This is a genomic window from Hymenobacter miniatus, assembly GCF_016427455.1.
Classification (GTDB): Bacteria; Bacteroidota; Bacteroidia; order Cytophagales; family Hymenobacteraceae; genus Hymenobacter; species Hymenobacter armeniacus.
The window spans coordinates 99,814-123,355 of sequence record NZ_JAELXR010000007.1; the positions used below are offsets into that span (position 1 = coordinate 99,814).

Sequence of the window (23,542 nt, forward strand, 5' to 3'; positions counted from 1 at the left end):
TTCGCGCCCCGCTTGCTCTCCCCTGCTCCCGTGCCCGCCACCCGTCCGCTGCGCCTGCTCGTCATCACCTATTATTGGCCGCCCTCGGGCGGGGCCGGCGTGCAGCGCTGCCTCAAGTGGGTGAAGCACCTGGGCCAGTTTGGCGTGGAAGCCACCGTGATAACCGTGGACCCGGCCCAGGCCACCTACCCCGTGCGCGACGAAAGCCTGCTGGCCGAAGTGCCGGCCAACGTGCGCGTCATCAGAACTAAAACGTCGGAGCCCTTCGAGAGCTATAAAAAACTGACGGGCCGCGCCGTGCCTTACGGCGGCTTTGCTAACGAGGGCAAGCCTGGCCTGATGCAAAAGGCCCTGCGCTTCGTGCGCGGCAACCTGTTCATCCCGGACCCGCGGCGCGGCTGGAACCGCCACGCCCTGGCTGCCGTGGAGCAACTGCTGGCTGCGGGCGAGCAGTTTGATGCCGTGCTCACGTCCTCGCCGCCCCACTCCACCCAGCTCATCGGCCTGACGCTAAAGAAACGCCACGGCCTGCGCTGGCTGGCCGACTTGCGCGACCCCTGGACGGACATTTACTACTACAATGACCTGCATCACACGCCGCTGGCGTCCTGGCTCGATGCGCGCTACGAGCGGCAGGTGCTGACGCAGGCCGATACCGTGCTGGTGACTTCGCCCGAAACCAAGCGGCTATTTCTGGCCAAGCTGCCGGAATTGCCCTCCGGCAAATTCCAGGTGCTGCCTAACGGATACGACGAGTCCGATTTTCAGAAGCCTTCGCAGCCGCCCACGGACTGCCTGCGCATCACGCACACCGGCACCATCACGGAGCTGTACCATATTGAATGTCTGCTGGAAGCCGTGGCGACTTGTGCCAAGCGCCACCCGGACGTGCCGCTGCGGCTGCGTTTCGTGGGGCAGGTATCGGCGCAGCTGCGCGGGCAAATAGCGCAGGCGGGGCTGCTGGCAGCCACCGAGTTTATTCCGTTTGTGCCGCACGATAAGTCGGTGGAATACCTGCTCAGCGCCTCGGCGCTGCTAATGGCCATTCCGGATGTGCCGCGCAACTTTGGCATCCTGCCGGGGAAGATTTTTGAGTACCTGGCGGCGAACAAACCGATTCTGTGCGTGGGCCCAGCCGGGTCCGACGCCGACAACCTGCTGCAGGAGTGCGACGCCGGCCAGGCCCTGCCCTACCGCAACTCGGCCCTAATGCTGGCCACGCTGGAGGCCTTGGTAGCCCAGTGGCGCCAGAATCCCAACCTGGACCTGCCGGCCGTGAGCCACAGCCGCTACTCCCGCCAGGCCCTGACGGCGCGGCTGGCCGAAATTGCCGCCAGCTAAATTATGGATGAGCAGCCATGAAGCGCGGTAGCTTTTTTTTACGGCCCTTGCCATTGGCATTGACAGGCCTGGCGTTGTTTCTGCTGCCCTTTTTGCTGCTGCAGAGCCACAGCTACCTCATCATTCACGACAACCTCGACACCGAAATCGGCAGTCCGTACCTGTTGAATAAATTCCGGGTGGTGCTCGACTACCGGCCCAGCGCCGTCGTTCCGAGCATCATGAACGGGCTGCCGCGCAACGCGCTGCGCTCGGGGCTGAACCCGACGGTGTGGCTGTTTGGGGCATTTTCGCCGTGGGCGGCTTACCTCGTTAATCAGGTTCTGGTGCGGCTGTTGGGGTTGCTGGGCATGTGGGCGCTGCTGCGGCGGCGCTGGCTGCCGGGCCCGAGGCGGCGGTGGCTGGCGGCGGGGCTGGCGGTGGCCTGGGCCACGCTGCCCATCTATTCCATTTATGGGCTAACGGTGCTGGGCCAACCCGCCCTGCTGCTGGCGGTGCTGCGCCTGCGTGCGGGACGCGGGGGCTGGTGGCCGTGGCTGCTGGTGGTGGCCTTTCCGGTGTGGTCCTTTTTTGTATTTGTGGGTCCTTTCCTTGGCGGGGCCATGGCGGGGCTGGCCCTGTATGACGCTTGGCGCGGGCGCCAGGCGGCTGCCCTGCGGGTTGGGGCCGCCACGGGCCTGCTGGCGCTGATGTACGTGGTGGTGGAATGGCCGCTGTTCTATTCCCTGCTGGTGACGCAGCAATTCGTGTCGCACCGCGTCGAGCACGATTTGCAGCGGACGGTGGCGTTCGGGCTGGGGCCTGGTCTGCGCTCGGCGGCTAACTTCTTGCTGCTGGGCCAGTACCATTCGAGCCAGTTTTTTCGGGGGGCGATGGCGCTGGCCATGCTGGCGGCCCTGGCCTGGGGCCGGGGTGGTTGGCGGGTGGCAGCGCGGCGCCTGGCGCCCTGGCTGGTGGGCATGGTGGCGGTGGCCCTTTTCTGTGGGTTTGTGCTGCAGGCCGTGGCGGTGGTGCAGCACCGCCTGCCGCTGCTGCACGCCTTCAACCTCACCCGGCTGGGCTTTCTGCTGCCGCTGGCCAGCTTTGGCGTGCTGGCCCTGAGCCTGCGGCTGCTGCCGGGCCGGCGCCACACGGTAGCGGCGTTGCTGGTGGCCACCCAGCTCTTCATCGGCCTGCTGATGAATGCCGAATGGACCACCAACCTGCGCGAGCTGGCCGGGCATCCGAAAAAGGCCCAGCCCACTTACGCACAATACGTGGCCGCTCCGTTGTTTGAAAAAATCGAAGCCTACCTGACCCGACGCACCGGCTTGGCACCCAGCGGCTACCGCGTGGGCTGCCTCGGCTTCGCGCCGGCCGTGGCGCAGCTCAACGACTTCTATACCCTCGACAGCAACCAGAACAGCTACCCCCTCCGCTACAAACACCAGTTCCGCCCCCTCATCGCCGGCGAGCTGGCCAAAGACCCGGCCCTGCGTACCTACTTCGATGCCTGGGGCAACCGCTGCTACTTTTTTTCGCACGAGTTGGGCCGTGACTTTCTCGTGCCGGCCATGCCTGTCCGCACCGTGCAGGATTGGGCGCTGGATGCCGCTGCGTTCCGCAAAATGGGAGGCCGTTTCATTTTCAGCGCGGCCCGGCTGGCCAGTCCGGCGCGCAGCGGCCTGCGCCCCGTGGCCGACTTTGCCGACGCCCGTGCTTACTGGCACATCTACGTATACGAAGTAGCGGAACCTGCGCCCTAGTGGCTAGCGACGCAATGCCTTTTGTAAATCACTGGCTAGCTGCTGACTAAACGGCCCGCTGGCGCTACGCTGCAAGTGGTTGCCGTCGGTGGTGGCGTAGGGGACGTTGCTGTAATCGAGGTAAGGGGCCGCTGCTTGCGCCGCCAGCTGGCGCATTTGCTCGTCGAAACCGGGCTGGTATTGCTGCTCCAGCGCCAGCAGCGCTGCGCCCACCGGCAGGCGCACGAGCACCACCCGGCCGTGCTGCTGCAGGAACCGAATGGTTTGCCGCAAGGCCTGCAGGCGGCCCGACGACAGATGCTGGCTGGCGGCCAGCAGGCGGTAGTCCTGCAGCTTGCGGGCGGTGCGGGCGCGCACCTGGGCGCTGTCGGTGCCGATGTTGACTTCCAGCCAGCCGTCGGGGTGCAGGCGCTCGGTGGCGGTGGCGTAGTCGAGCAGCAGGCGGTAGAGCGGCTTGGTTTGGTAGGTGGTGAGGTAGGCCAGGTTGGGGTTTTGGCTCACTTGGTGCAGTTGGCCGATGAAGGAATTGTCTTCGGGGTAAACGCCCTCGGGCCCGGTGAGCGACAGCGACCACGGGTCGACGGCCACAATGAAGAGGCCGTTCTTCACCCCGGGCCGCAGCTTGCGTTGGATGCTGCGCAGGTAAGCCGGCCCATAGGGCGAGTGGGTGAGCGTGAAAGCATAATTGAGCAGCGGCCCTTCGAAGCGACTGCCCAGCTGCCCGGCCAGCACCGCCGGCCGGATGCCCTGCGCCGCCCGCGAGGTGCCCAACACAAGAGAGCCCGCCGGCGGGCCGGTGAAGCGCCCGTAAAAGGCATCGACCCGCCCGCGCAGCACCACCGGCCCAAGGGCCATGGCCCCCAGCAACACCGCGCCCGCCAGCAGCGCCAGCCGCCCCAGCAGCTTCAAAACCGCGGAAGTCTGAGGTGTTTTCAAAACTGGAAATAGATGAACGAGGTGCTGTTGAACACGCCCAAATACAGAATCAGCAAGGCCAGCCCCACGTAGCCCGACCAACGCACGGCCGCCGTTTGGGCCGAAACCCAGGCCTGCAGGCTACGCGCCCGCCCAAGGTATTCCAGCCCCAGCATCAGCAACACGCTGACGGCCGCTACGGCCAGCTCGGGACGGTAATGCTGCGAGAACTCGAGCAGCAGCGTGACCGTGCCGCGCCCGCCCAGCTGGTCCCACCCGCTCAGCAGGTGCCGGCTGATGAAAACGGCATCGCCAAAAGTGTTGGCCCGGAAGAAAATCCAGGCGTAGGCCACCAGCCCGAAGGTGACCAGCACGCCCCAGGCCCGCCGCAGCCGCGGGCGGCCGGCCAGGCCGGTGAGGTGCGCCAGCTTTTCCTTGAGCGGGCGTGCCCAGGTGCTGAGCACGAGGTAGAACCCGTGCAGGCCACCCCACACCAGAAACGTCCAGTTGGCGCCGTGCCACAGGCCACTGATGAGGAACACGGCCAGCAGGTTGGCGTAGGCGCGGGCGGGCCGCACCCGGCTGCCACCCAGCGGGATGTACACGTAGTCGCGAAACCAGCTCGACAGCGAAATGTGCCAGCGCCGCCAGAACTCGGGCACCGAAGCCGACAGGTAGGGCTGGCGGAAATTGAGGTTGAAGTCGAAGCCCAGCACGCGCGCCGCGCCCCGGGCCATGTCGGTGTAGCCCGAAAAATCGCCGTAAATCTGGAACGTAAAGGCCAGCGTGGCCAGCAGCAACAGCGGGCCCTCGGGGTGCTGGCGCGGGTTGTTGAACACGGGGTTCACCAGCAGGGCCAGGCGGTCGGCCACCACCACTTTTTTGAACAGGCCCCAGGCCATGAGCCGGAGTCCGCTCACCACGCGGGCATAATCGAAGGTGTGCACCCGCCGAAACTGCGGCAGCATGTGCCCGCCCCGCTCGATGGGCCCCGCCACCAGCTGCGGAAAAAACGCCACGAACAAGGCAAATCGCCCGAAATTCCGTTCTGCCTCGAGCCGGCTCTGGTAGACATCGATGATGTAGCCCACCGACTGAAACGTGTAGAACGACACGCCCACCGGCAGCAGCAGCCCCAGCGCCGGCCCGCTGCCGTGCGGCAGGTGAAAGGCCTCGGCCAGCTGCAGCACCGAATCGCGGAAGAAGTTGAAGTACTTGAAAACGAACAGCGTGCCCAAGTTGCTCACCAGGCTGAGGTAGAGGTAGGGCCGCCGCGCCTGCTTGGTGGGCAGCTGGCTCATGCGGTAGCCGCTGTAGTAGTCCACGAGCGTGGTGGCCAGCAGCAGCAGGGCGTACACGGCCCGCCAGCTCATGTAGAAATAATAGCTGGCCAGCAACAGCAGCGCCCCGCGCCAGCGCGGCGGCAAGCCAAAGTAGAGCCCGACGACTATCGGGAAAAAGACCAGAAAATGGAGAGAGTTGAAGAGCATTCGGGACGCGGCAGCGGCTGGGCGGGCCAAAGGTCGGGACTAGCGGGCGCTTTGTGCGCTCCACGGTCATCCTGGGCACGGCGAAGGACCTGCTCGCGGCTGCACGCACTATCATGCAGCCGCGAGCAGGTCCTTCGCCGTGCCCAGGATGACAAACTGCGATAGCGCCAACCCTAATTCGACTACTTTTGTCCTCCTGTTTCGGCTTACTCTTTTTCATGGCTCTCGACCTCAACCACAAATCCATCCTCGTCACGGGGGGCACCGGCTCGTTCGGCAAGCAGTTCGTGCGCACCGTTTTCGAAAAATTCCCGCAGGTGAAGCGACTCGTAGTGTTTTCGCGCGATGAGCTGAAGCAGTACGAAATGAGCCAGGAGTTCAGCCCGGCCCAGTACCCGGCCATCCGCTACTTCATTGGCGACGTGCGCGACCCCCAGCGCCTGCACCGCGCCTGCGAAGGCATCGACATCGTGATTCACGCCGCCGCCCTCAAGCAGGTGCCCGCCGCCGAGTACAACCCGATGGAGTGCATCAAAACCAACATTTTCGGCGCCGAAAACGTCATCAACGCCGCCCTCGACTCCGGCGTGAAAGACGTGGTGGCCCTGAGCACCGACAAAGCCGCCGCGCCCATCAACCTCTACGGCGCCACCAAGCTGTGCTCCGACAAGCTATTTGTGGCCGCCAACAACATGAAGGGCTCGCGCGACCTGCGCTTCTCGGTGGTGCGCTACGGCAACGTTATCGGCTCACGCGGCTCGGTGGTGCCGTTCTTTTTGCAGCAGCGCCACACGGGCGTGCTGCCCATCACCCACCCCGACATGACGCGCTTCAACATCTCGCTCGAAGAAGGCGTGGACCTGGTGCTCTATGCGCTGGAGCACGCCTGGGGTGGCGAGATTTTCGTGCCCAAAATCCCGAGCTATAAAATCACGGAAGTGGCCCGCGCCATCGGGCCGGAGTGCGAGCAGAAAATCGTGGGCATCCGGCCCGGCGAGAAGCTGCACGAGGCCATGATTACGGAAACCGACGCCCTGAGCACCGTGGAGTTGGACCGCTACTACGTCATCCTGCCCTCGATGCCGACCTGGGACGTGGAGAAGTTCATCCAGAATTTCAACGGCCGCCGCGTGCCGCTGGGCTTCTACTACGACTCGGCCAACAACGAGGAGTGGCTGGACGCGGAGCAGATTCGCGAGGAAATCCGCCTGCACGTGGATGCCGAATTTGCAGTTTAGGTATTAGCGGCGCACTTCCAACCACCCTTTGATGCGCTGGCCAGTGGTGCGGTTGAGTAGGTAGTAGTAATACACGCCGTCGGGCTGGCCCTGAGCCGCCCAAGCGTTGTCGTATTGCTGCTGATTGTAGATTTCGCGGCCCCAACGGTTGAAAATGTGCAGGTCCCAGGCCCGCGCGTACAGGCCGCGTAGCACGAAGCGCTGGTTGGCGGCGTCACCGTTAGGCGTGATAATGGTAGGCAAAGACCCGGTTTTGGCCAGACAAGTGCTTTCCGGTACCGACAGAGTGGCCTCGGCCACACAGCCCCCCGGGCTGGTTGCCCGCACCGTGTAAGAGCCCGAGCGCTCCACCGGGTGCTCGGGGAATGCGTCCCCGCCGTCACTCCAGGCAAAGGACGACCCGGGCACGTATCCGGTTAGCCGCACCAGCACCTGGCCCCCGGTGCAGGCAACCGTGTCAAGGGGCAGAAAAACGAGGCTGACTTCGGCCTCCACTTCCACCGTTTGCCTGACGCTGACGCTGCCGGCCCCCGTGGTAGCCGTGACTTGCACCGTGTAGATACCCGGCCGCGTGTAGCGGTGCTGAGCTTGCGGGCCTTGGGCCGCGTTGGCCGCCCCACTCGCCGGGTCGCCAAAATCCCAAGCGAAAGTGGCCCCGGCCAAGGCGCTGCTGGCCTGAAAAGTGGCCCACTGGCCGTTGCAACTGGCGGCTGGCCCGGTCAGGTTCAGACCAGGACGCGCCCATGCATTGGGAAAGTTTGGCAGCCCGAGTCGGCTAGCTCCGGTCCCCAGGGGCACGGCCGCCGGCTGGTACCCACAGGCAGCGCCGCTCCGGTTGGGGCTGGCAATAATCCCCAGGGCGGTGGCCCGAGGAGCTATGGTGAGGTAAATACGGCCGTCGGGCCCCCGCTGCATGCCCCCGATAACATCCGTGGCTAGCCGGGTGGTGGCGTTGGTGGCCAAGTCCCACTGGTACAGATGTCGCTGGGTGTTGTCGACGACATAAAGTTGGGAGTTGTCGTCGGAAAATTCCAGCCCGCTGGGCAGCACCAACGTTAGCGGGAACTGCCGGGCACTGGCCACGGTGCCGGTTGCCGCGTCGAAACGGAACAGTTCCACGCCCTGGCCGGGCACGCCGGCCGCCAGCAAGGTGCCATCCGGAGACGCCCGCAACGAAACCGTTGGCATCGGGAAGGTGGAAACATTGCCCGTGCCATGGACACTGCCCACCGTGATGCGGCGCGGCGCGGCAGCAATGCCCGAAGCCTGCAAGCGGTAAACCAGGAAATCGGCCGTGCCGAAGCCGTGTACAATTATCCAAAAATCGGTACCGTTGGCGTGTCGGACTGCCGTGAGGGCTTCCGTGAGCAGGTAAGCCGGGCCGGGCAGGGGCAGGGCATGAGAATTGGGCACTTGCACGTCACCCAAGCCCCCGTGCAGGTTCATATCGACTATGGAAAAACGCAGGCCGCCCGCCAAGGAATGCTCCACGTCATCCACCGTGAACAGGTAGAGCCGGCTCGGGGAGCCGGGGTCGGGCACGAGCAGGGCGCCCTGGGAGGCCGATGTGTGCGAGCCGCTCAACTGCCCGTGGGGCATGGGCTGGTTGAGCCGGTCCCACACCGTGGTGCCGTCGGTGTAGCACCGCAGGCGGCCGGCCGCGTCGGCAGCTGAAGCACACGTTTCGAAGCTGGAAAGCGCGCTGCCCGCCACCACCACGGGCTGCCGGGAAGCCGCGTCAAATTGCAGCGCCGCGTATTCGCCAAACCGCCACGCGTCGAACTCATGCTGGGCCTGCACCAAGCGGCTGTTCAGGCATGCCAGTAACAGGAGGCCCCGTCGGCACCCCCAACCCCACTGCCGCCATTGTCGAATCCACCGCATCATCGGCCTAAATAAAGGCATTTTCTGCGACGGCACCACATCCCGGGCGCGACTATCTTTGCCCCATTATGCCTGCCCCTGATTTCCGCCCCCTGCCTTACGGCCGCCAGCACATCACCGAGGCCGACGTGGCCGCGGTAACGGCCGCCCTGCACGCCGACTACCTCACCCAGGGCCCCACCGTGGCCGAGTTTGAGAAGCAGTTTGCCGCCTACGTGGGCGCAACGTACGCCGTGGCCGTGGCCAACGGCACGGCCGCCCTGCACCTCTGCGCGCTGGCCCTGAACGTGCAGCCCGGCCAGCGCGTCATCACCACGCCGCTCACCTTCGCGGCTTCGGCCAACTGCGTGCGCTACTGCGGCGGCAAGGTGCACTTTGCCGACATCGACCCGGAAACCGGGCTGATTGACTTAGCCAAGGTGCGCGCCTTACTGGAAGCGCATCCCAAAGGCTATTTCACGGGCTTGATTCCGGTGGATTTCGCCGGCCTGGCGGTGAACCTGGAGGAGGCCCGCCAGCTGGCCGACGAGTTTGGGCTCTGGATAATTGAGGACTCCTGCCACGCGCCGGGCGGCTTTTTCATCGATTCGCAGGGCCGGGAGCAGCGCTGCGGCAATGGCGAGTTTGCCGACCTGGCCATCTTCAGCTTTCACCCCGTGAAGCACATTGCCACCGGCGAGGGCGGCATGATTACCACCAATTCCGAGCAGCTGTTCCACCACCTGCTGCGCCTGCGCACCCACGGCATCACCCGCGACCCGGCCGACCTGCGGCGCGAGCCCGACGGCGGCTGGTATATGGAAATGCAGGAGTTGGGCTACAACTACCGCCTGCCCGATTTCAACTGCGCCTTGGGCCTGAGCCAGCTCGCCCGCGCCGACGAAGGCCTGGCCCGCCGCCGCCAACTGGCCGCGCAGTACGACGCCGCCTTTGCCCAAGTGCCCGGCGTGACGGTGCTGGCGCCCGGCCGCCCCGGACACGCCTACCACCTCTACGTCATCGAGGTAGCCGACCGGAAGGGGCTGTACGACTTCCTGAAAACGCGGCAGATTTTTGCGCAGGTGCACTACATCCCGGTGCACCGCATGCCCTACTACGAAGGCCTGGGCTGGCACACCGGCGACTTCCCGCTGGTGGAAGAATATTACGCCCACTGCCTCAGCATCCCGCTTTTCCCCACGCTCACCGACGAGGAACAAGCCTACGTGGTGGCGTGCATCACCGAGTTTGTGGCTGCTGATAATGTCGGTTAGCAGCCCCCCGACTTCCGCTGATTTTCTGAGCCGGCTCGCGCTGGGCACGGTCCAGTTTGGGCTCGACTACGGCATCAACAACACCGCCGGCCGGCCCTCCGACGCGGCCGTGCACGCCGTATTGCGCACCGCCCAAGCCGCGGGCATCACGCTGCTCGACACCGCGGCGGCCTACGGCGACAGCGAAGTCCGGCTGGGCCATTGGCTGGGCGAGCATAGCCCGGCGACCACGCCGTTTCAAGTTGTGACCAAGCTGGCCGCCGGTTCGGCCGCCCAGGTACAGCATCAGCTGCAGGAGTCACTGGCGCGGCTGCGGCAGCCTGCCGTCTATGGGGTCATGTTTCACAGCTTCAATGCTTTTCGGGAGCAGCCAGCGGGTTGGGAGGCGTTGCAGGAAGCCCGACACGCGGGACTAGTGCAGCGCATCGGTTTGTCGCTTTACCATCCGCAGGAGGCGGCGTGGGTGCTGGAAACCGGGCTCGATGCCGACTTGGTGCAGGTGCCTTTCAACGTGCTGGACCAGCGCTTTGGCCCCCTGCTGCCAGCGCTGGCGCGGCGCGGCGTGGAGGTGCACGTGCGGTCGGCTTTTTTGCAAGGCTTGCTGTTGCGCGACCCGGCTGCCCTGCCTCCCTTCTTTGCGCCGCTGGCCCCCAAGCTGACCCGGCTGCGCCGCTTGGCCCAGGATGCAAACGTGCCGCTTCCGGCCTTGCTGCTGCAGTTTGCAGCTTTCGCGCCGGGAGTGGCGCGCTTGGTGGTGGGCGTGGATTCGGCGGCTAATTTGCAGGAAAATGTAGCGGCCGGCGCATTTTTGCTACCCGCCGAGCAGCTGCGCCCCGAACTGCTGGCACTGGCCGAAACCACCGACGAATTTATCTTGCCCTACGCATGGCCGCCCCGCTCCTAGCCGATTATTCCAAGCTGTTTGACCTAACAGACCGACTTGTTCTCGTGACGGGTGGCTACGGCCACCTGGGCCGGGCCATGGTGCTGGGCCTGCTGGCGCATGGGGCCCGCGTGGTGGTGCTGGCCCGCCATGAGAACAGCTTTGCGGAGCAATTCGCCGCCGAAATTCCCGGCGGCCGCGTGCACTTTCAAGCCTGCGACGTGGCGTCCACGCCCTCGGTACAGGCCGCGTTCCGTGCTATACGCGAACACCACGGCGCGCCGCACGTGCTCATCAACAACGCCGTGTACAGCGCCGGGCAGCAGCCCGATGCCCTGACCGACGAGCAGTTTGCGCTTGGCCTCGACGGCTCGGCGGGCAGCGCCTACCGCTGCCTGCGCGAGGTGATGCCCTACCTGCGCGAAAACGGCGGCGGCAAAATCATCAACGTGGCCTCCATGTACGGCATGGTGGCGCCCGACTTTGCCGCCTACGACGCGCACCCGCAGTTTCTGAACCCGCCTCACTACGGCGCGGCCAAAGCTGCTGTTATTCAGCTCACCAAGTATTTTGCTTCGTATCTGGGCCCCGAAAACATTCAGGTGAACTGCGTGTCGCCGGGGGCGTTTCCGAGCGCGCGGGTGCAGGAGCAGGCTGGTTTTGTGGCCGAGCTGGAACGGCGCAACCCGCTGGGCCGCATCGGCCGGCCCGAAGACTTGGCGGGGGCTTTCGTGTATCTCAGTGCCCCGGCGTCCGATTTCGTCACGGGCCACAACCTAATAGTCGACGGCGGCTGGACCATTCGCTAACGCCCCATGTCCCCGACCCATTCTGCCCGCGTCGTCGTCATCATTCAGGCCCGCATGAGTTCCACGCGGCTGCCGGGCAAAGTGCTGCTGCCCCTGCCGCTGGATGGCGACACCAGCATCCTGGCCCATGTGGTGGCCCGGGCTAAGCTAGTGGCGCCCGGCCAGCCGATAGTAGTTGCCACTTCCACCCTGGCGGCCGACAATGCGCTGGCCGCCGCCGCACGAGCACTACAAGCCGAGGTATTTCGGGGCGATGAGAGCGACGTACTCGGCCGGTTCGTGGGGGCGCTGGACGGCCGTGAAGCCGAGGCCGTGGTGCGCATTACGGCCGACAACCCGGCCATTGACCCAACGTTTGTGCGGGCGGCTGTGGCCCACCACCTCGCCACCAGCGCCGACTACACCCTGACCACCGGCCTGCCGCTGGGCACCAACGTGGAAGTCATTGCGGCCGCGGCCCTGCGCCGCGCCGCGGCCGAAGCCACCCGCCCCGAAGAGCGCGAGCACGTGACGCCTTACCTGCGCCGCCACCCCGAGCTTTTTCGCTTGGAGGAATTGCCCTGCGCGGTGCCGGCGGCCGTGGCCGGCCTACGTCTGACCGTGGATTACCCCAGCGACTACGCCTTTTTGCACCTGCTGTACTCGCAGTTGCCGGCCGATTTCTCGCTCACCGAGCCCATGGGCCTGCCCGCGCTGCTGGCACGGTTCCCCTGGCTGGCGCGCATCAACGACCAAAACACCCAGGTTCAGCCCTAACGCCCGGCTTTCCCATGAATCTACCCAACACCCTGCGCCTCAACGAATACGGTTTCTACGAAGTCATCGACAAGCCCAGCCCGGCGGAGCTGAGCGACTACTACGCCCGGCGCTACTACCAGGAAGGCCTGACCACCTACCAGCCCAGCTACCCGCCCGAGGAGCTGGAGCACATCGAGGGCAAGCTGCGGCTGCGGCGCTGGGTGCTGGAGCAGCTGCGGCCCGAAACGGCGGATGCCGCGCCCAAGTCTTTTCTGGACATCGGCTGCGGCGAGGGCTGGGCGCTGGCCCACTTCCACCGGCAGGGCTGGGACGTGCTGGGGCTGGACTACAGCAGCTTCAGCGTGGAGCGGTTTCAGCCCGAGCTGCGGGCGTACCTGCGCACCGGTGATATTGTGGAACAGATGGCCCAGCTGATTGCCGACGGCCGCACGTTCGACGTGCTATGGCTCGACAATGTGCTGGAGCACGTGCCCGACCCGGCCGCGCTGCTGCAGCAATGCCGGGCGCTGGTGGCGCCCGGCGGCACGCTGGTGGTGGAGGTACCCAACGATTTTTCGGCCCTGCAAAACTACCTGTTGGAGCAGGGCTACATCGACCGGCCTTTCTGGGTGGTGCTGCCCGACCACCTGGCCTACTTTAACCAGACCGGCCTGCGCAACGTGGCTCAGGCCACGGGCTGGCGCGTGGCTAAAACCCTTGCCGACCAGCCCATTGACCTCAACTTGCTCAACCCCGCCACGAACTACGTGATGAACCGCGCCGCCGGCCCGGGCGCCCACCGCGCCCGGCTCGAACAAGACAACCTGCTGCTGCGCACGGCGCCGCTGCCGGCCGTGGCGGCCTACTACGAAGCCATGGCCGGCGTGGGGCTGGGCCGAAATATCGTGGCATTTTTGCAGCCGGTTTAGTTGTCAGTTGTTCGTTGTCAGTTGTCAGGTCTTTTTGATTTGAGTTGACGAACGAACCCTAGCAACTGACAACGAACAACTGACAACTACTCCCCATGTCCTCCCCCATCAGCGTCCTCAGCGGCGCGCCCGTAGCCGAGCAAACACGCCGCGAGAATTTCGCCCAAAGCCTGCGCGAGTCGCCCATTCCCAACACCGAGCTGCTCAACAACCTGGGCCTGTACCTGAACCGGCAGACGTTCTCGCGCCTGCTGTTTTTCACCGAGCTCTACCAGCAAATCATTCCGGTGCACGGCGTGGCCATGGAGTTTGGCGTGCGCTGGGGCCAGAACCTGGCCCTGATGCACGCGCTGCGCGGCATCTACGAGCCGTTCAACTACAACCGCAAAATCATTGGGTTCGACACCTTCGGCGGCTTTCCGTCGGTAGACGAGAAGGACGGCAAGCTGGTGAAGGAAGGCGACTACGGCGTGACGCCCGAGTACCAGGACTACCTCACCCAGATTCTGGCCCTGCACGAGGCCGACAGCCCCATTCCGCACAAGCGCAAGTTTGAGCTGGTGGCCGGCGACGCTTCCGAAACCGTGCCCCGCTACCTGCGCGACCACCCCGAAACCGTCATCGCCTTCGCCTATTTCGACTTCGACATCTACGCCCCCACCAAGGCCTGCCTCGAAGCCATCCGGCCGCGCCTCACCAAGGGCGCCATCGTGGCCTTCGACGAGCTGAACTGCCCCGAATTTCCCGGCGAGACGCTGGCGTTTGACGAGGTGTTCGGCGTGGCCAACTACGCGCTGCGCCGCAGCCCGCTCAACCCGCTGATTTCGTATCTGGTGGTGTAGGGTTTAGTTGTCAGTTGCTCGTTGTCAGTTGTCAGAGCCATGTCAGCTGGTTGATTTGTGACCCGACAACTAACAACGAGCAACTGACAACTAACCATGACCTACCGCCCCCTCCCTGCCGCCGACTACCGCTGGAACGACTACCAGCTCATTCCCATTCGCTACGAGGACCGGGAGTCCATCCGCGCTTGGCGCAACGCCCAGCTGCCGGTGCTGCGCCAGGCCGCGCCCCTCACGGCCGAGCAGCAGGAAGCCTATTTTCAGCGCGTGGTGCTGCCGCTGTTTGAGCAGGAGCGGCCTGGGCAGCTGCTGTTTTCGCTGTTGCACGCCGGCCAATTGATTGCCTACGGCGGCCTAGTGCACATTTCCTGGCCGGATTTGCGGGCGGAGGTGTCGTTTTTGGTCGACCCCGTCCGGGCGGCCGATGCGGCCACGTACCGGCAGGATTTTCTGGCCCACCTGCGGCTGCTGGGGCGGGTGGCGTTTGAAGGCTTAAAATTCAACCGCTTGTTTACCGAGACCTACGACATCCGCCCGGCGCACGTGGCCATTCTCGAAGAAGCGGGCTTCCGGCTCGAAGGGCGTTTGCGGCAGCACGTGCAGCTTGCGCCGGGTACTTTTGCCGACTCACTGATGCACGGCCAGCTGGCCGCCGACTATGCCACAGCCTTTGGTTCTGCCTTTTAAACGAATTTTCATCAGTGGCGGCGCCGGCGTCATCGGCCAGGAAATGGTGCGCCTGCTGGCCGCGCTGCCCGCCAACATCGACGTGCTGGTGGGCGACCTCAAACCCCGGCCCGCCGACTTTCCGGCCCGCTTTCAGTACCGGCAGGGCGACCTCAACTTCCTCACCGAGCAGGAAATTGGCGTGTTTGCGCCCGAGGTGTTCATCCACCTGGCCGCCACGTTTGAGCGCTCCACCGAAACCTACGGCTTCTGGGAAGAGAATTTCCAGCACAACGTGCGCCTGAGCCACCACCTCATGACGGTGCAGAAAGACCTGCCCACGCTGCGCCGCGTGGTGTTTGCCAGCAGCTACCTTATCTACGACCCGGCGCTCTACAACTTCGCCGACGTGCCGGCCCAGCCCCGCAGCCTGCGCGAAACCGACCCCATCCTGCCGCGCAACCTGACGGGCATGGCCAAGCTGGCCCACGAAATTGAGCTGCGCTTTTTGCAAACCTACCGGGGCGCGCAGTTCAGCACGGCCATTCCGCGCATCTACCGCGGCTACGGGCGCAACGGCCGCGACATCACCTCGCGCTGGGTGCGCATGCTGCTGGCCGGCGAGGAAATCACGGTGTATGGCGCCGAGTCGTTTTTCGACTACCTCTACGCCGCCGACACTGCCGAGGGCCTGCTGCGCCTGGCGGCGGCCGAAACCGTGGCGGGCATCATCAACCTCGGTACCGGCCGGGCTAGGCGCGTGGCCGACGTTGTGGACGTGCTGAAGCAGAACTTCCCCGACCTGCGCGCCACCTACGTAGCCTCGGATATTCCCTTCGAGGCCTCGCAGGCCGACATGACCTTGTGGCGCAGCCAGATAGACTGGCTGCCGTCCACGACACTGGAGCAGGCCATTCCCGAAATCATTGCCTTCGAGCGCGCGCGCCTGGAAGGCCCGGCCGCCGCCAAGGCGCCCGGCCACGTGCTCATCAGCAGCGTGGCGGCCAAGGTGCCGCTGGTGCGGGCCGTGAAAGCCGCCGCCCAGCGCCTGCACCCGGAGATGAAGGTCATCGGCGGCGACATGAACCCCGCCTGCCTGGCCCAGCATTTCACCGACGACTTTTGGCAAATGCCCGCCACCGCCGACCAGAACCTGGCCGACATCATTGCCCAGTGCCAGGCCCGCGGCATCGGGCACGTCATTCCCACGCGCGACGGCGAGCTGGCGTTTTGGAGCCGGCACCGCGCCGCGCTGGCCGTGGCCGGCATCGCGGTGCTGGTGAGCCCGCCCGAGGCCGTGAGCCACTGCCTGGACAAGATTGAGTTTGCCGTATTTGGGCAGGAACACGGCCTGCCGGTCATCCCCACCGCGCTGGGCCTGGATGCGCTGCCGGCCGCCCCGGGCAGCACCGGCTTTGTGGTGAAAGAGCGCCACGGTGCCGGCTCGCTCAGCCTGGGCCTGAACCTGCCCGAAGCCACGGCCCTGACCCACGCCCAGGCGCTGCAGGAGCCGGTGTTTCAACCTTTTATTCAGGGACGCGAAATCAGCGTGGACGCCTACGTGGACCGCGCCGGCCGCGTGCACGGCCTGGTGCCGCGCACCCGCGACATCATCGTGCACGGCGAATCGCAGGTGAGCACCACGCTCCCCGACCCCGCTTTGGTAGCCCGCCTCACGCCCCTGGTGGAGAAACTCGACCTCTACGGGCCGCTGGTGCTGCAAGCCCTGCTCACCGACGATGGCGGCCTGCACCTCATCGAGTGCAATTGCCGGTTTGGGGGCGCCTCAACGCTGGGCATTGCGGCGGGCGTCGACTCGTTTTTCTGGTTTTTGCAGGAAGCGGCCGGGGCTGATTTGAGCCAGTACCCCTTCCGTCCGGCGGCTGAGCCGCTGCGCCAGGTTCGCGCCGCCGCCGATGTGGTGATGCCGGCCCCCACGCCCGAATAGCCGCCATGCCCGTCCTCGTTTTCGACCTCGACGACACCCTCTACCCCGAGCTGAGCTACGTGCACAGCGGCTTCCGGGCCGTGGCGGAGTTTCTGAGCCCGCTGCTGCACCAGCCGGCCGAAACCCTGGCCGCGGGCATGATTGCCGAAGAAGCCGAACAGGGCCGCGGCCAGGTGTTCGACAACGTGCTGCGCCGGCACGGGCGCTGGACCAAAACCCTGGTGGCGGCCTGCCTGCGCCACTACCGCCAGCACCGTCCCCAGCTCGCGCTCTACCCCGATGCTGAGCGCTGCCTGGCCCGGTTTGCGGCATGGCCGCTCTACCTCGTCACCGACGGGCACAAGGAGGTGCAGGCCCGCAAAGTGGCCGCCTTGGCAGTAGCCCGGCACGTGCGCCACGCCTACCTCACCAACCGCTACGGCCGCCACCGGGCCAAGCCCTCCCCGCACGTGTTTGAGCTGATTTGCCGGCGCGAAGGCGTACCGCCCGGCCAGGTGATTTACGTAGGCGACAACCCGCGTAAGGATTTCGTGGGCATCAAGCCGCTGGGTTTCCGTACGGTGCGCATCCTGCGGGGCAACTACGCCCACCTCGAAGCCGATGCGGCCCACGAGGCCCATCGACGCATTCACACCCTGGACGAACTGACCGCGGAATTCGTGGCCGAGTTAGTGGGCTAGCCGCTTACTGCCAGCCGCCCCCCAGCGCCCGGTACAGGCTCACGCTTTGCAGCAGCTGCCGCTGGCGCGACTCGGCCAAGCTCAACTCAGCTTCCAACACGCTGCGCTGAGCGGTAATTACTTCCAGGTAAGTAGCGTAGCCGGCCACAAATAGCTTGTTGGAGGTCGTCACGGCCTTGGTGAGCAGCTCCACTTCCTCCTGGCGGGCGGCCGAGGCGGCGCGGTAGTTTTCCAGCCCCTGCAGGCCGTTTACCACTTCGCGGAAGCCGGTTTGCAGGCTCTGCTGGTAGCGGTAGTAGGCCTCGTAACTGCCGGCCGTGGCCAGTCGGAAATCGGCCTTGAATTGGGCCCGGTTGAGCAGCGGGCCGGTGAGGCCGGCCAGCGCCCCGTAGGCCAGCGAGGTGGGGTCGAAGAGCGTGCCGGTGCGGTAGGAGTTGAAGCCCACGTAGGGCGTGAGGGTGAGCGAGGGCAGGAAGGCGGCGCGGGCGGCGGCCACGTCGGCGCGGGTGGCCTGCAGCTCCAGCTCGGCCTGGCGCACGTCGGGGCGGCGCAGCAGGGCGGAGGCCGGCACGCCGGCACTCAGACGTTCGGGCAGCACCTGCCCGGGCAGCGGCTGGCCCCGCGTGATGGGCTGCTGGTAGCGCCCCAGCAGCTGGTTGAGGCCGGTTTCGGCTTCGGTCACGCGCTGGCGGGCTTCGTGCAGGAGGCTTTCGGTGCGGGCCACCTGGGCGGCAAACTGCTGCACGGCCAGCTCATTAGCACGACCGGCCTGCTTCTGGATGCGCATCAGCTTCAGGGCCTCGCGCTGCAGGGCAATGTTGCGGTCGAGCACGGCTAGCTGGTTATCGGCCGTCAGTAGCTCGTAGTAGAGGCGGGCCACCTCGGCCACCACGTTGGTCGTGACGAGGTGGCGGCCCTGTTCCGAGGCCAGCACGCGCAGGTAGGCGGCCTGGCGGCGCTGCTTCAGCTTGCCCCAGATGTCAATTTCCCAGGAACTACGCAAGCCCACGAAAAAATCCGGCGTCAGCGGGCCCGGGATGCGCTGCTGCCCGTCGATGTTGGGCGAGAGGTTGGTGTCGAAGTTGCCCACGCCGTTCAAGGTGTAGCGCCCATACCGGTCGGCCCCGGCCGAGGCGGCGGCGGCTACGGTGGGCAGCAGGGCGCCGCGCCGGGCCAGGTAGTTGGCGCGGGCGGTTTCGACGCGCTGCAACGCCACTTGCAAGTCCAGGTTCTGGCGCAGGGCCATGTCGATGAGGGCCGTCAGAGCCGGGTCCTGAAAGAACTGGCGCCAGGGCTGGCGGCCGGCGCTGGTGGTGTCGGCCGTGGGCTGGGTAAAGGCGGTGGGTACGGCCGGGGCGCCGGTGGGGTCGGCGGGGGCGGCCACGCGGCAGCTGGCGGCGAGGAGGAGTACGGAGAGAAGGGCAGGAAGTAGGCGCATGGGAATGTTCTGATGGGTCACCTCACCCCCGTCCCCCTCTCCCGCGGAGAGGGGGAGCCACGGCGGCGCGGGGTGTAGCGCGGACTTTGTGGTCCGCGAGTAGGCGGTTTTGTCAATTAATGCGCGGACTCACAGAGTCCACGCTACAAATCGTCAGGCTCCCCTCTCCCTGAGGAGAGGGGCCGGGGGTGAGGCGTCAATGCGCCACCAACTCCCGCACTTCCTCTACCTCGTTCTCCTCTAGGTTCTTCACCTTCTCAAACGAAGCAAACAGCACGTACAGCCCCGGAATGAGCACCATGCCGAACAGCGTGCCGATGAGCATGCCGCCCGCCGCCGCCGTGCCGATGGAGCGGTTGCCGAGGGCACCAGCGCCACTGGCCACCACTAGCGGAATCAGGCCGGCGATGAAGGCGAAAGAGGTCATCAGGATGGGGCGAAGGCGCGAGCCGGCGCCTTCCACGGCCGCGGCCAGCACGCTGGCCCCGGCCCGGCGCCGCTGCTCGGCAAATTCGATGATGAGGATGGCGTTTTTGCCCAGCAAACCCACCAGCATCACCAGCGCCACCTGGGCGTAGATGTTATTTTCCAACCCCAACAGTTTGAGGCTGAGGAAGGCGCCGAAGATGCCGGTGGGCAGGCTCAGCAGCACGGGCAGCGGCAGCAATAGGCTTTCGTACTGGGCGGCCAGCAGCAGGTACACGAAAATGAGTACCACGCCGAACACGTACAGGGCCTGGTCGCCGCTCAGGATTTGCTCGCGCGTCATGCCGCTCCACTCGTAGGCGTAGCCGCGCGGCAGCTCCCTGGCGGCCACTTTTTCGATGGCCGTGATGGCGTCGCCCGACGAGAAGCCGGGGGCTGAGTCGCCGTTGAGCATGGCCGAGGTGTACATGTTGTAGCGCGTGAGCTGGTCGGGCCCGAACACGCGCTCCAGCTTGATGAAGGTGGAGAAGGGCACCATCTCGCCGCGGTTGTTTTTCACGTGCAAAGCCAGCAGGTCGTCGGGGCGCGTGCGGTACTCGGGGCCGGCCTGCACCATCACCTTGTACATCTGCCCGAAGCGGATGAAATTCGAGGCGTAGTAGCTGCCCATCAGCGTTTGCAGGGTGCTCATGGCCGCGTCCACGGTCACGCCCTTCTTGGCGGCCATGTCCTGGTCGACGTGGATGAGGTACTGCGGGAAGTTGGGGTCGAAGGAGGTGAAGGCCCCGCCGATGGCCGGGTCCTTGCGCAAGGCAGTCAGGAAGGTTTGCGACACGGCGGCCGTTTTCTGCAAGTCGCCGGTGCCCGACTTGTCCAGCAGCCGCAGCTCGAAGCCGCTACTGTTGCCGAAGCCCGGCACCGTGGGCGGCGGCAGAAACTGAATGTCGGCGTCAGCAATGTTCCTGGTTTTTTCTTCCAATTCAGCAATGAACTGCGCCACCGACTGCTCGCGCTTGTCCCAGGCCTTGAGATTAATCATGCCCATGCCGTAGCTGGAACCAGCCACCTCGTTCACCAGGCTATAGCCCGCCAGCGTCGAAACCGATTCTACCGGGCCCAGGCGGCTGGCAATGCGCTGCACCTCGTCGAGCACGGCCTCGGTGCGCTCCACGGTGGCGCCGGCGGGCGTGGTCACGTTCACGTACACCATGCCCTGGTCCTCGGTTGGGATAAAGCCCGAAGGCAGAATTTTATTCACGCCCCAGGTAGCCGCGCAGAAGCCTGCCAGCACCAGCAGCGTCACCAGGCGCCGCCCGGCCACGGCCCGTAGCAGGCCCTGGTAGCGCCCCGCCAATGCGTCATAACGCTTGTTGAAACCGGCAAAAAACCTGCCCATCAAGCCCTTGGGTTGCTCACCCTCCGCCAGCGGCGTGTGCTTGAGCATAAGCGCGCACAGGGCCGGCGTCAGCGTCACGGCATTCACGCCCGAGATGACGATGGCAATGGCCAGCGTGAGCGAGAACTGCCGGTAGAACACGCCCACCGGCCCATCCATGAAGGAAACCGGGATGAACACGGCCGACATCACCAGCGTGATGGCAATGAGCGAGGAGCTGATTTCGCCCATGGCCTCGAAGGTGGCGGCGCGGGCCGGCAGGTGCTTCTCCTGCATCTTGGCGTGCACGGCTTCCACCACCACAATGGCGTTATCGACCACAATGCCAATGGCCAGCACCAGCGCAAACAGCGTGAGTAGGTTAATTGAGAAGCCCAGCATCTGCATGAATGCCAGCGTGCCCACCAGCGCCACCGGCACCGCCAGCGCCGGAATCAGCGTCGAGCGCCAGTCCTGCAGAAACAGATACACAATCACGAATACCAGCAAAAAGGCCTCCACCAGCGTGCGCAGCACCTCGTGAATAGAGGCGTCGAGGAAGCGCGACACGTCGTAGGCAATGCTATACTTCATGCCGGGCGGGAAGCTCGTTTCCTGCAGCTCGGCCATGCGCTTTTTCACGTTGGCAATAACGTCTGAAGCATTGGAGCCGGGCCGCTGCTTGAGCATGATGGCCGCCGAGGGCCGGCCGTCGGTTTTGGAGGCCATGCTGTAGGTCAGGGAGCCAAATTCCACGTCGGCCACCTCGCGCAGGCGCAGCACCGAGCCGTCGGCATTGGCCCGCACCACGATGTTGCGGTACTCCTCGGGCTCGAAAAACTTGCCCGTGTAGCGCAGCACGTACTGCATGGCCTGCGCCTTCTCAGCCCCCGAGCTTTCGCCCGATTTGCCCGGCGCGGCCTCCACGTTCTGGGCCCGAATGGCCGCCACTACCTCATCGGTGCCCACGTCGTAGGCCGCCATCCGGTCGGGCTTCAGCCATACCCGCATCGAGTACTCGCGCGAGCCCATGATTTCGGCAAAGCCCACGCCGTCAATGCGCTTGAGCTCCTGCAACACGTTGATGTCGGCGAAGTTGTAGATGAATTTCTCGCCCACGGCCTTGTCGTCGCTCGTCACGTTGAGGTAAAGCAGCATGGAGTTCACCTCCTTTTCCGTGGTCACCCCGGCCTTGATGACTTCCTCCGGCAATTCGTCCAAGATAGTCGTCACCCGGTTCTGCACGCCCACGGCGGCCAGGTCCGGGTCGGTGCCCACCTTGAAAAACACGGTGATGAGCGTCACGCCGTTGTTGGAGCTCACCGAGTTCATGTAGGTCATGCCCGGCACGCCGTTGATGGCGCGTTCCAGCGGCGTGGCCACGGCCTTGGCGCACACCTCGGCGTTGGCGCCGGTGTACTTGGCCGTCACCGTCACCGAGGGCGGCACAATGTCCGGAAACTGCGTGATGGGCAGCGTGAACAGCGCCAGGGCCCCCAGCAGCACCAGAAACACCGAAATAACCAGCGAGAGTATCGGCCGGCGAATGAAGATATTGAACATGAATGTCTTTATTAAAACACATGAAAACAGCACGTCATGCTGAGCGAAGTCGAAGCATCTCGCTCGAACGTGGCGCCTCACCCCCGGCCCCTCTCCCAAAGGAGAGGGGAGCCAGCCGAAGCGGTAGAGATGCTTCGGCTTCGCTCAGCATGACGGGTTTGCGAATGGGATTATACAGCCCTACCGCGCCGCCAGCAGCGAATCCAGCGTCACCGGGCGCGGGCTGATGCGCTGCCCGTCTTTCAGACTGGCTGCGCCCTCGTACACCACCCGCTCACCGGGCTTCAGCCCATCCTTCACCACGTAGAAATCGCCGGTGCGCGCCTGGGGGTGGAAGTTGCGCATGTGCACCACGCCCTGCCCATCCACCACGTACACGTAGTTTTTGTCCTGAATCTCGAACACCGACTTCTGCGGCAGCAGCAGGGCCGCTGGCAGGGTAGTGGTCAGACGCACGCGGCCCGAAGCGCCGTGCTTGAGCATGCGCTGCGGGTTGGCAAACCGCGCCCGGAACGCCAGTGAGCCCGTGTTGGGGTTGAACTCGCTCTCGGTGGTTTCGATGCGGCCCGCCAGCGGGTAGGCCGAGCCGTCGGCCAGCGTGAGCCGCACCGAATCGGAGTGGCGGTCGGGGTGGCGCTCCCGGGCCTTCACGTATTGCAAGTACTCGCCCTCGCCCACGTTGAAGTAGGCGTACACCTCGTGCAAATCCGATACGGTGGTGAGTAGCGTGCCTTCTTCCACCACGCTGCCGCGCTTGAGCGGAATCCGGTCGATGATGCCATCGAACGGTGCCCGCACCAGCGTGTAGCCCAGGCTCAGGCGGGCGGCGGCCTCGCCGGCCCGGGCCTCGGCCACGCGGGCTTCGGCGTCCTTCACCTTGCTAGTGGTCAGGGCTAATTCAGTTTTGGCAATGATGTTTTCCTGCACCAGCAGGCGCACCCGCTCGCGCTCTAGCCGCGCGGCGCTGGCCTGGGCTTGCGCGCCGGCCAGCGCCGCCTGGGCTTGGCTCAGCCGGTTCTGGTGGGCGCTGGCGTTGAGGCGGAACAGGGGCTGGCCCTTCTTCACCGGCCGCCCCTCATCCACAAAAATCTCCTCCAGAAAGCCCGCTACCTGGGCCCGCACTTCCACGTTGCGCACGGCCTGCACATCGGCCACGTAGTCCCGAAATAGCTCCTGCTCGGTGGTTTTGAGGGCTACCACGGGCAGCACTTCCGGCGCGGCGGACTGCTCGGCGGTCTTTCCGTCGGCCGAGCAACTGCTCAGGCCGGCGGCCAGGGCCGTGAATAGGGCGCCGCCCAGCAGGCAGGTGCGCAGCCGGCTTTGGGGGGCAATGGGGACGCGGCGCGCCAACTTAAGCAAGGGGTTTGGAGTCATGGTGA

The 23,542-nt window shown here is 65.4% G+C and carries 18 protein-coding genes; 12 read left to right on the forward strand and 6 right to left on the reverse strand.

Annotation, left to right across the window (positions count from 1 at the left end):
• Nucleotides 1-12: 12 nt before the first annotated feature.
• Both JAO73_RS12625 and JAO73_RS12630 read left to right on the forward strand, forming a co-directional pair.
• Entirely contained in the window at nt 13-1,341 is a 1,329-nt protein-coding gene (locus JAO73_RS12625) for a glycosyltransferase family 4 protein (protein ID WP_233169187.1), read from the forward strand.
• Nucleotides 1,342-1,394: 53 nt separating this feature from the next.
• A complete protein-coding gene (locus JAO73_RS12630) occupies nt 1,395-3,086 on the forward strand; it encodes a DUF6044 family protein (protein WP_198977384.1) in 1,692 nt (563 codons plus the stop codon).
• 3 nt (nt 3,087-3,089) lie between these two features.
• Here the strand turns inward: JAO73_RS12630 and JAO73_RS12635 are convergent, their stop codons facing one another.
• Both JAO73_RS12635 and JAO73_RS12640 read right to left on the reverse strand, forming a co-directional pair.
• Nucleotides 3,090-4,022, reverse strand: coding sequence for an SGNH/GDSL hydrolase family protein (locus tag JAO73_RS12635; protein WP_198977385.1), 933 nt, complete (start codon nt 4,020-4,022; stop codon nt 3,090-3,092).
• Nucleotides 4,019-5,491, reverse strand: a complete 1,473-nt coding sequence (locus JAO73_RS12640) for an MBOAT family O-acyltransferase (protein ID WP_198977386.1) — start codon at nt 5,489-5,491, stop codon at nt 4,019-4,021. Before JAO73_RS12640 ends, JAO73_RS12635 begins: the two co-directional genes overlap by 4 nt.
• Nucleotides 5,492-5,709: 218 nt before the next feature.
• Between JAO73_RS12640 and pseB the strand changes: the two genes are divergently transcribed.
• Nucleotides 5,710-6,729, forward strand: coding sequence for a UDP-N-acetylglucosamine 4,6-dehydratase (inverting) (gene pseB, locus JAO73_RS12645; RefSeq protein WP_198977387.1), 1,020 nt, complete (start codon nt 5,710-5,712; stop codon nt 6,727-6,729).
• A gap of 3 nt (nt 6,730-6,732) precedes the next feature.
• Here the strand turns inward: pseB and JAO73_RS23380 are convergent, their stop codons facing one another.
• The gene (locus JAO73_RS23380) at nt 6,733-8,529 is read right to left on the reverse strand and encodes a T9SS type B sorting domain-containing protein (protein WP_198977388.1); all 1,797 of its coding nucleotides are present in this window, start codon (nt 8,527-8,529) and stop codon (nt 6,733-6,735) included.
• Between the two features lie 152 nt (nt 8,530-8,681).
• Between JAO73_RS23380 and pseC the strand changes: the two genes are divergently transcribed.
• The 9 genes from pseC (at nt 8,682) to JAO73_RS12695 (ending at nt 17,361) form a co-directional block, all read left to right on the forward strand.
• Complete coding sequence (gene pseC, locus JAO73_RS12655) at nt 8,682-9,866, forward strand: UDP-4-amino-4,6-dideoxy-N-acetyl-beta-L-altrosamine transaminase (protein ID WP_198977389.1); 1,185 nt, start codon at nt 8,682-8,684, stop codon at nt 9,864-9,866.
• Nucleotides 9,856-10,770: an aldo/keto reductase gene (locus JAO73_RS12660; RefSeq protein WP_198977390.1), complete on the forward strand. Its 915-nt coding sequence runs from the start codon at nt 9,856-9,858 to the stop codon at nt 10,768-10,770. Before pseC ends, JAO73_RS12660 begins: the two co-directional genes overlap by 11 nt.
• On the forward strand, nt 10,752-11,558 hold the full coding sequence (locus tag JAO73_RS12665; RefSeq protein WP_198977391.1) for an SDR family NAD(P)-dependent oxidoreductase: 807 nt from the start codon (nt 10,752-10,754) through the stop codon (nt 11,556-11,558). The genes JAO73_RS12660 and JAO73_RS12665 overlap by 19 nt, the downstream gene beginning before the upstream one ends.
• Nucleotides 11,559-11,564: 6 nt before the next feature.
• On the forward strand, nt 11,565-12,314 hold the full coding sequence (locus JAO73_RS12670) for a cytidylyltransferase domain-containing protein (RefSeq protein WP_198977392.1): 750 nt from the start codon (nt 11,565-11,567) through the stop codon (nt 12,312-12,314).
• Nucleotides 12,315-12,328: 14 nt separating this feature from the next.
• Nucleotides 12,329-13,225, forward strand: a complete 897-nt coding sequence (locus JAO73_RS12675; RefSeq protein ID WP_198977393.1) for a class I SAM-dependent methyltransferase — start codon at nt 12,329-12,331, stop codon at nt 13,223-13,225.
• Nucleotides 13,226-13,320: 95 nt separating this feature from the next.
• On the forward strand, nt 13,321-14,067 hold the full coding sequence (locus JAO73_RS12680) for a class I SAM-dependent methyltransferase (RefSeq protein WP_190922072.1): 747 nt from the start codon (nt 13,321-13,323) through the stop codon (nt 14,065-14,067).
• A gap of 96 nt (nt 14,068-14,163) precedes the next feature.
• Nucleotides 14,164-14,754, forward strand: coding sequence for a GNAT family N-acetyltransferase (locus tag JAO73_RS12685; RefSeq protein ID WP_198977394.1), 591 nt, complete (start codon nt 14,164-14,166; stop codon nt 14,752-14,754).
• Entirely contained in the window at nt 14,738-16,681 is a 1,944-nt protein-coding gene (locus tag JAO73_RS12690) for an NAD-dependent epimerase/dehydratase family protein (protein ID WP_198977395.1), read from the forward strand. Before JAO73_RS12685 ends, JAO73_RS12690 begins: the two co-directional genes overlap by 17 nt.
• Before the next feature lie 5 nt (nt 16,682-16,686).
• Nucleotides 16,687-17,361, forward strand: a complete 675-nt coding sequence (locus JAO73_RS12695) for an HAD family hydrolase (protein ID WP_198977396.1) — start codon at nt 16,687-16,689, stop codon at nt 17,359-17,361.
• A gap of 4 nt (nt 17,362-17,365) precedes the next feature.
• Here the strand turns inward: JAO73_RS12695 and JAO73_RS12700 are convergent, their stop codons facing one another.
• From JAO73_RS12700 to JAO73_RS12710, 3 genes are all read right to left on the reverse strand, one after another.
• Nucleotides 17,366-18,799: an efflux transporter outer membrane subunit gene (locus JAO73_RS12700; protein WP_198977397.1), complete on the reverse strand. Its 1,434-nt coding sequence runs from the start codon at nt 18,797-18,799 to the stop codon at nt 17,366-17,368.
• 196 nt (nt 18,800-18,995) lie between these two features.
• Nucleotides 18,996-22,163 carry an efflux RND transporter permease subunit gene (locus JAO73_RS12705; RefSeq protein WP_198977398.1) on the reverse strand — a complete coding sequence of 1,056 codons (3,168 nt, stop codon included), beginning with the start codon at nt 22,161-22,163 and terminating at the stop codon, nt 18,996-18,998.
• A 180-nt stretch (nt 22,164-22,343) separates the two neighbouring features.
• Complete coding sequence (locus JAO73_RS12710; RefSeq protein WP_198977399.1) at nt 22,344-23,537, reverse strand: efflux RND transporter periplasmic adaptor subunit; 1,194 nt, start codon at nt 23,535-23,537, stop codon at nt 22,344-22,346.
• Between the last annotated feature and the right edge of the window lie 5 nt (nt 23,538-23,542).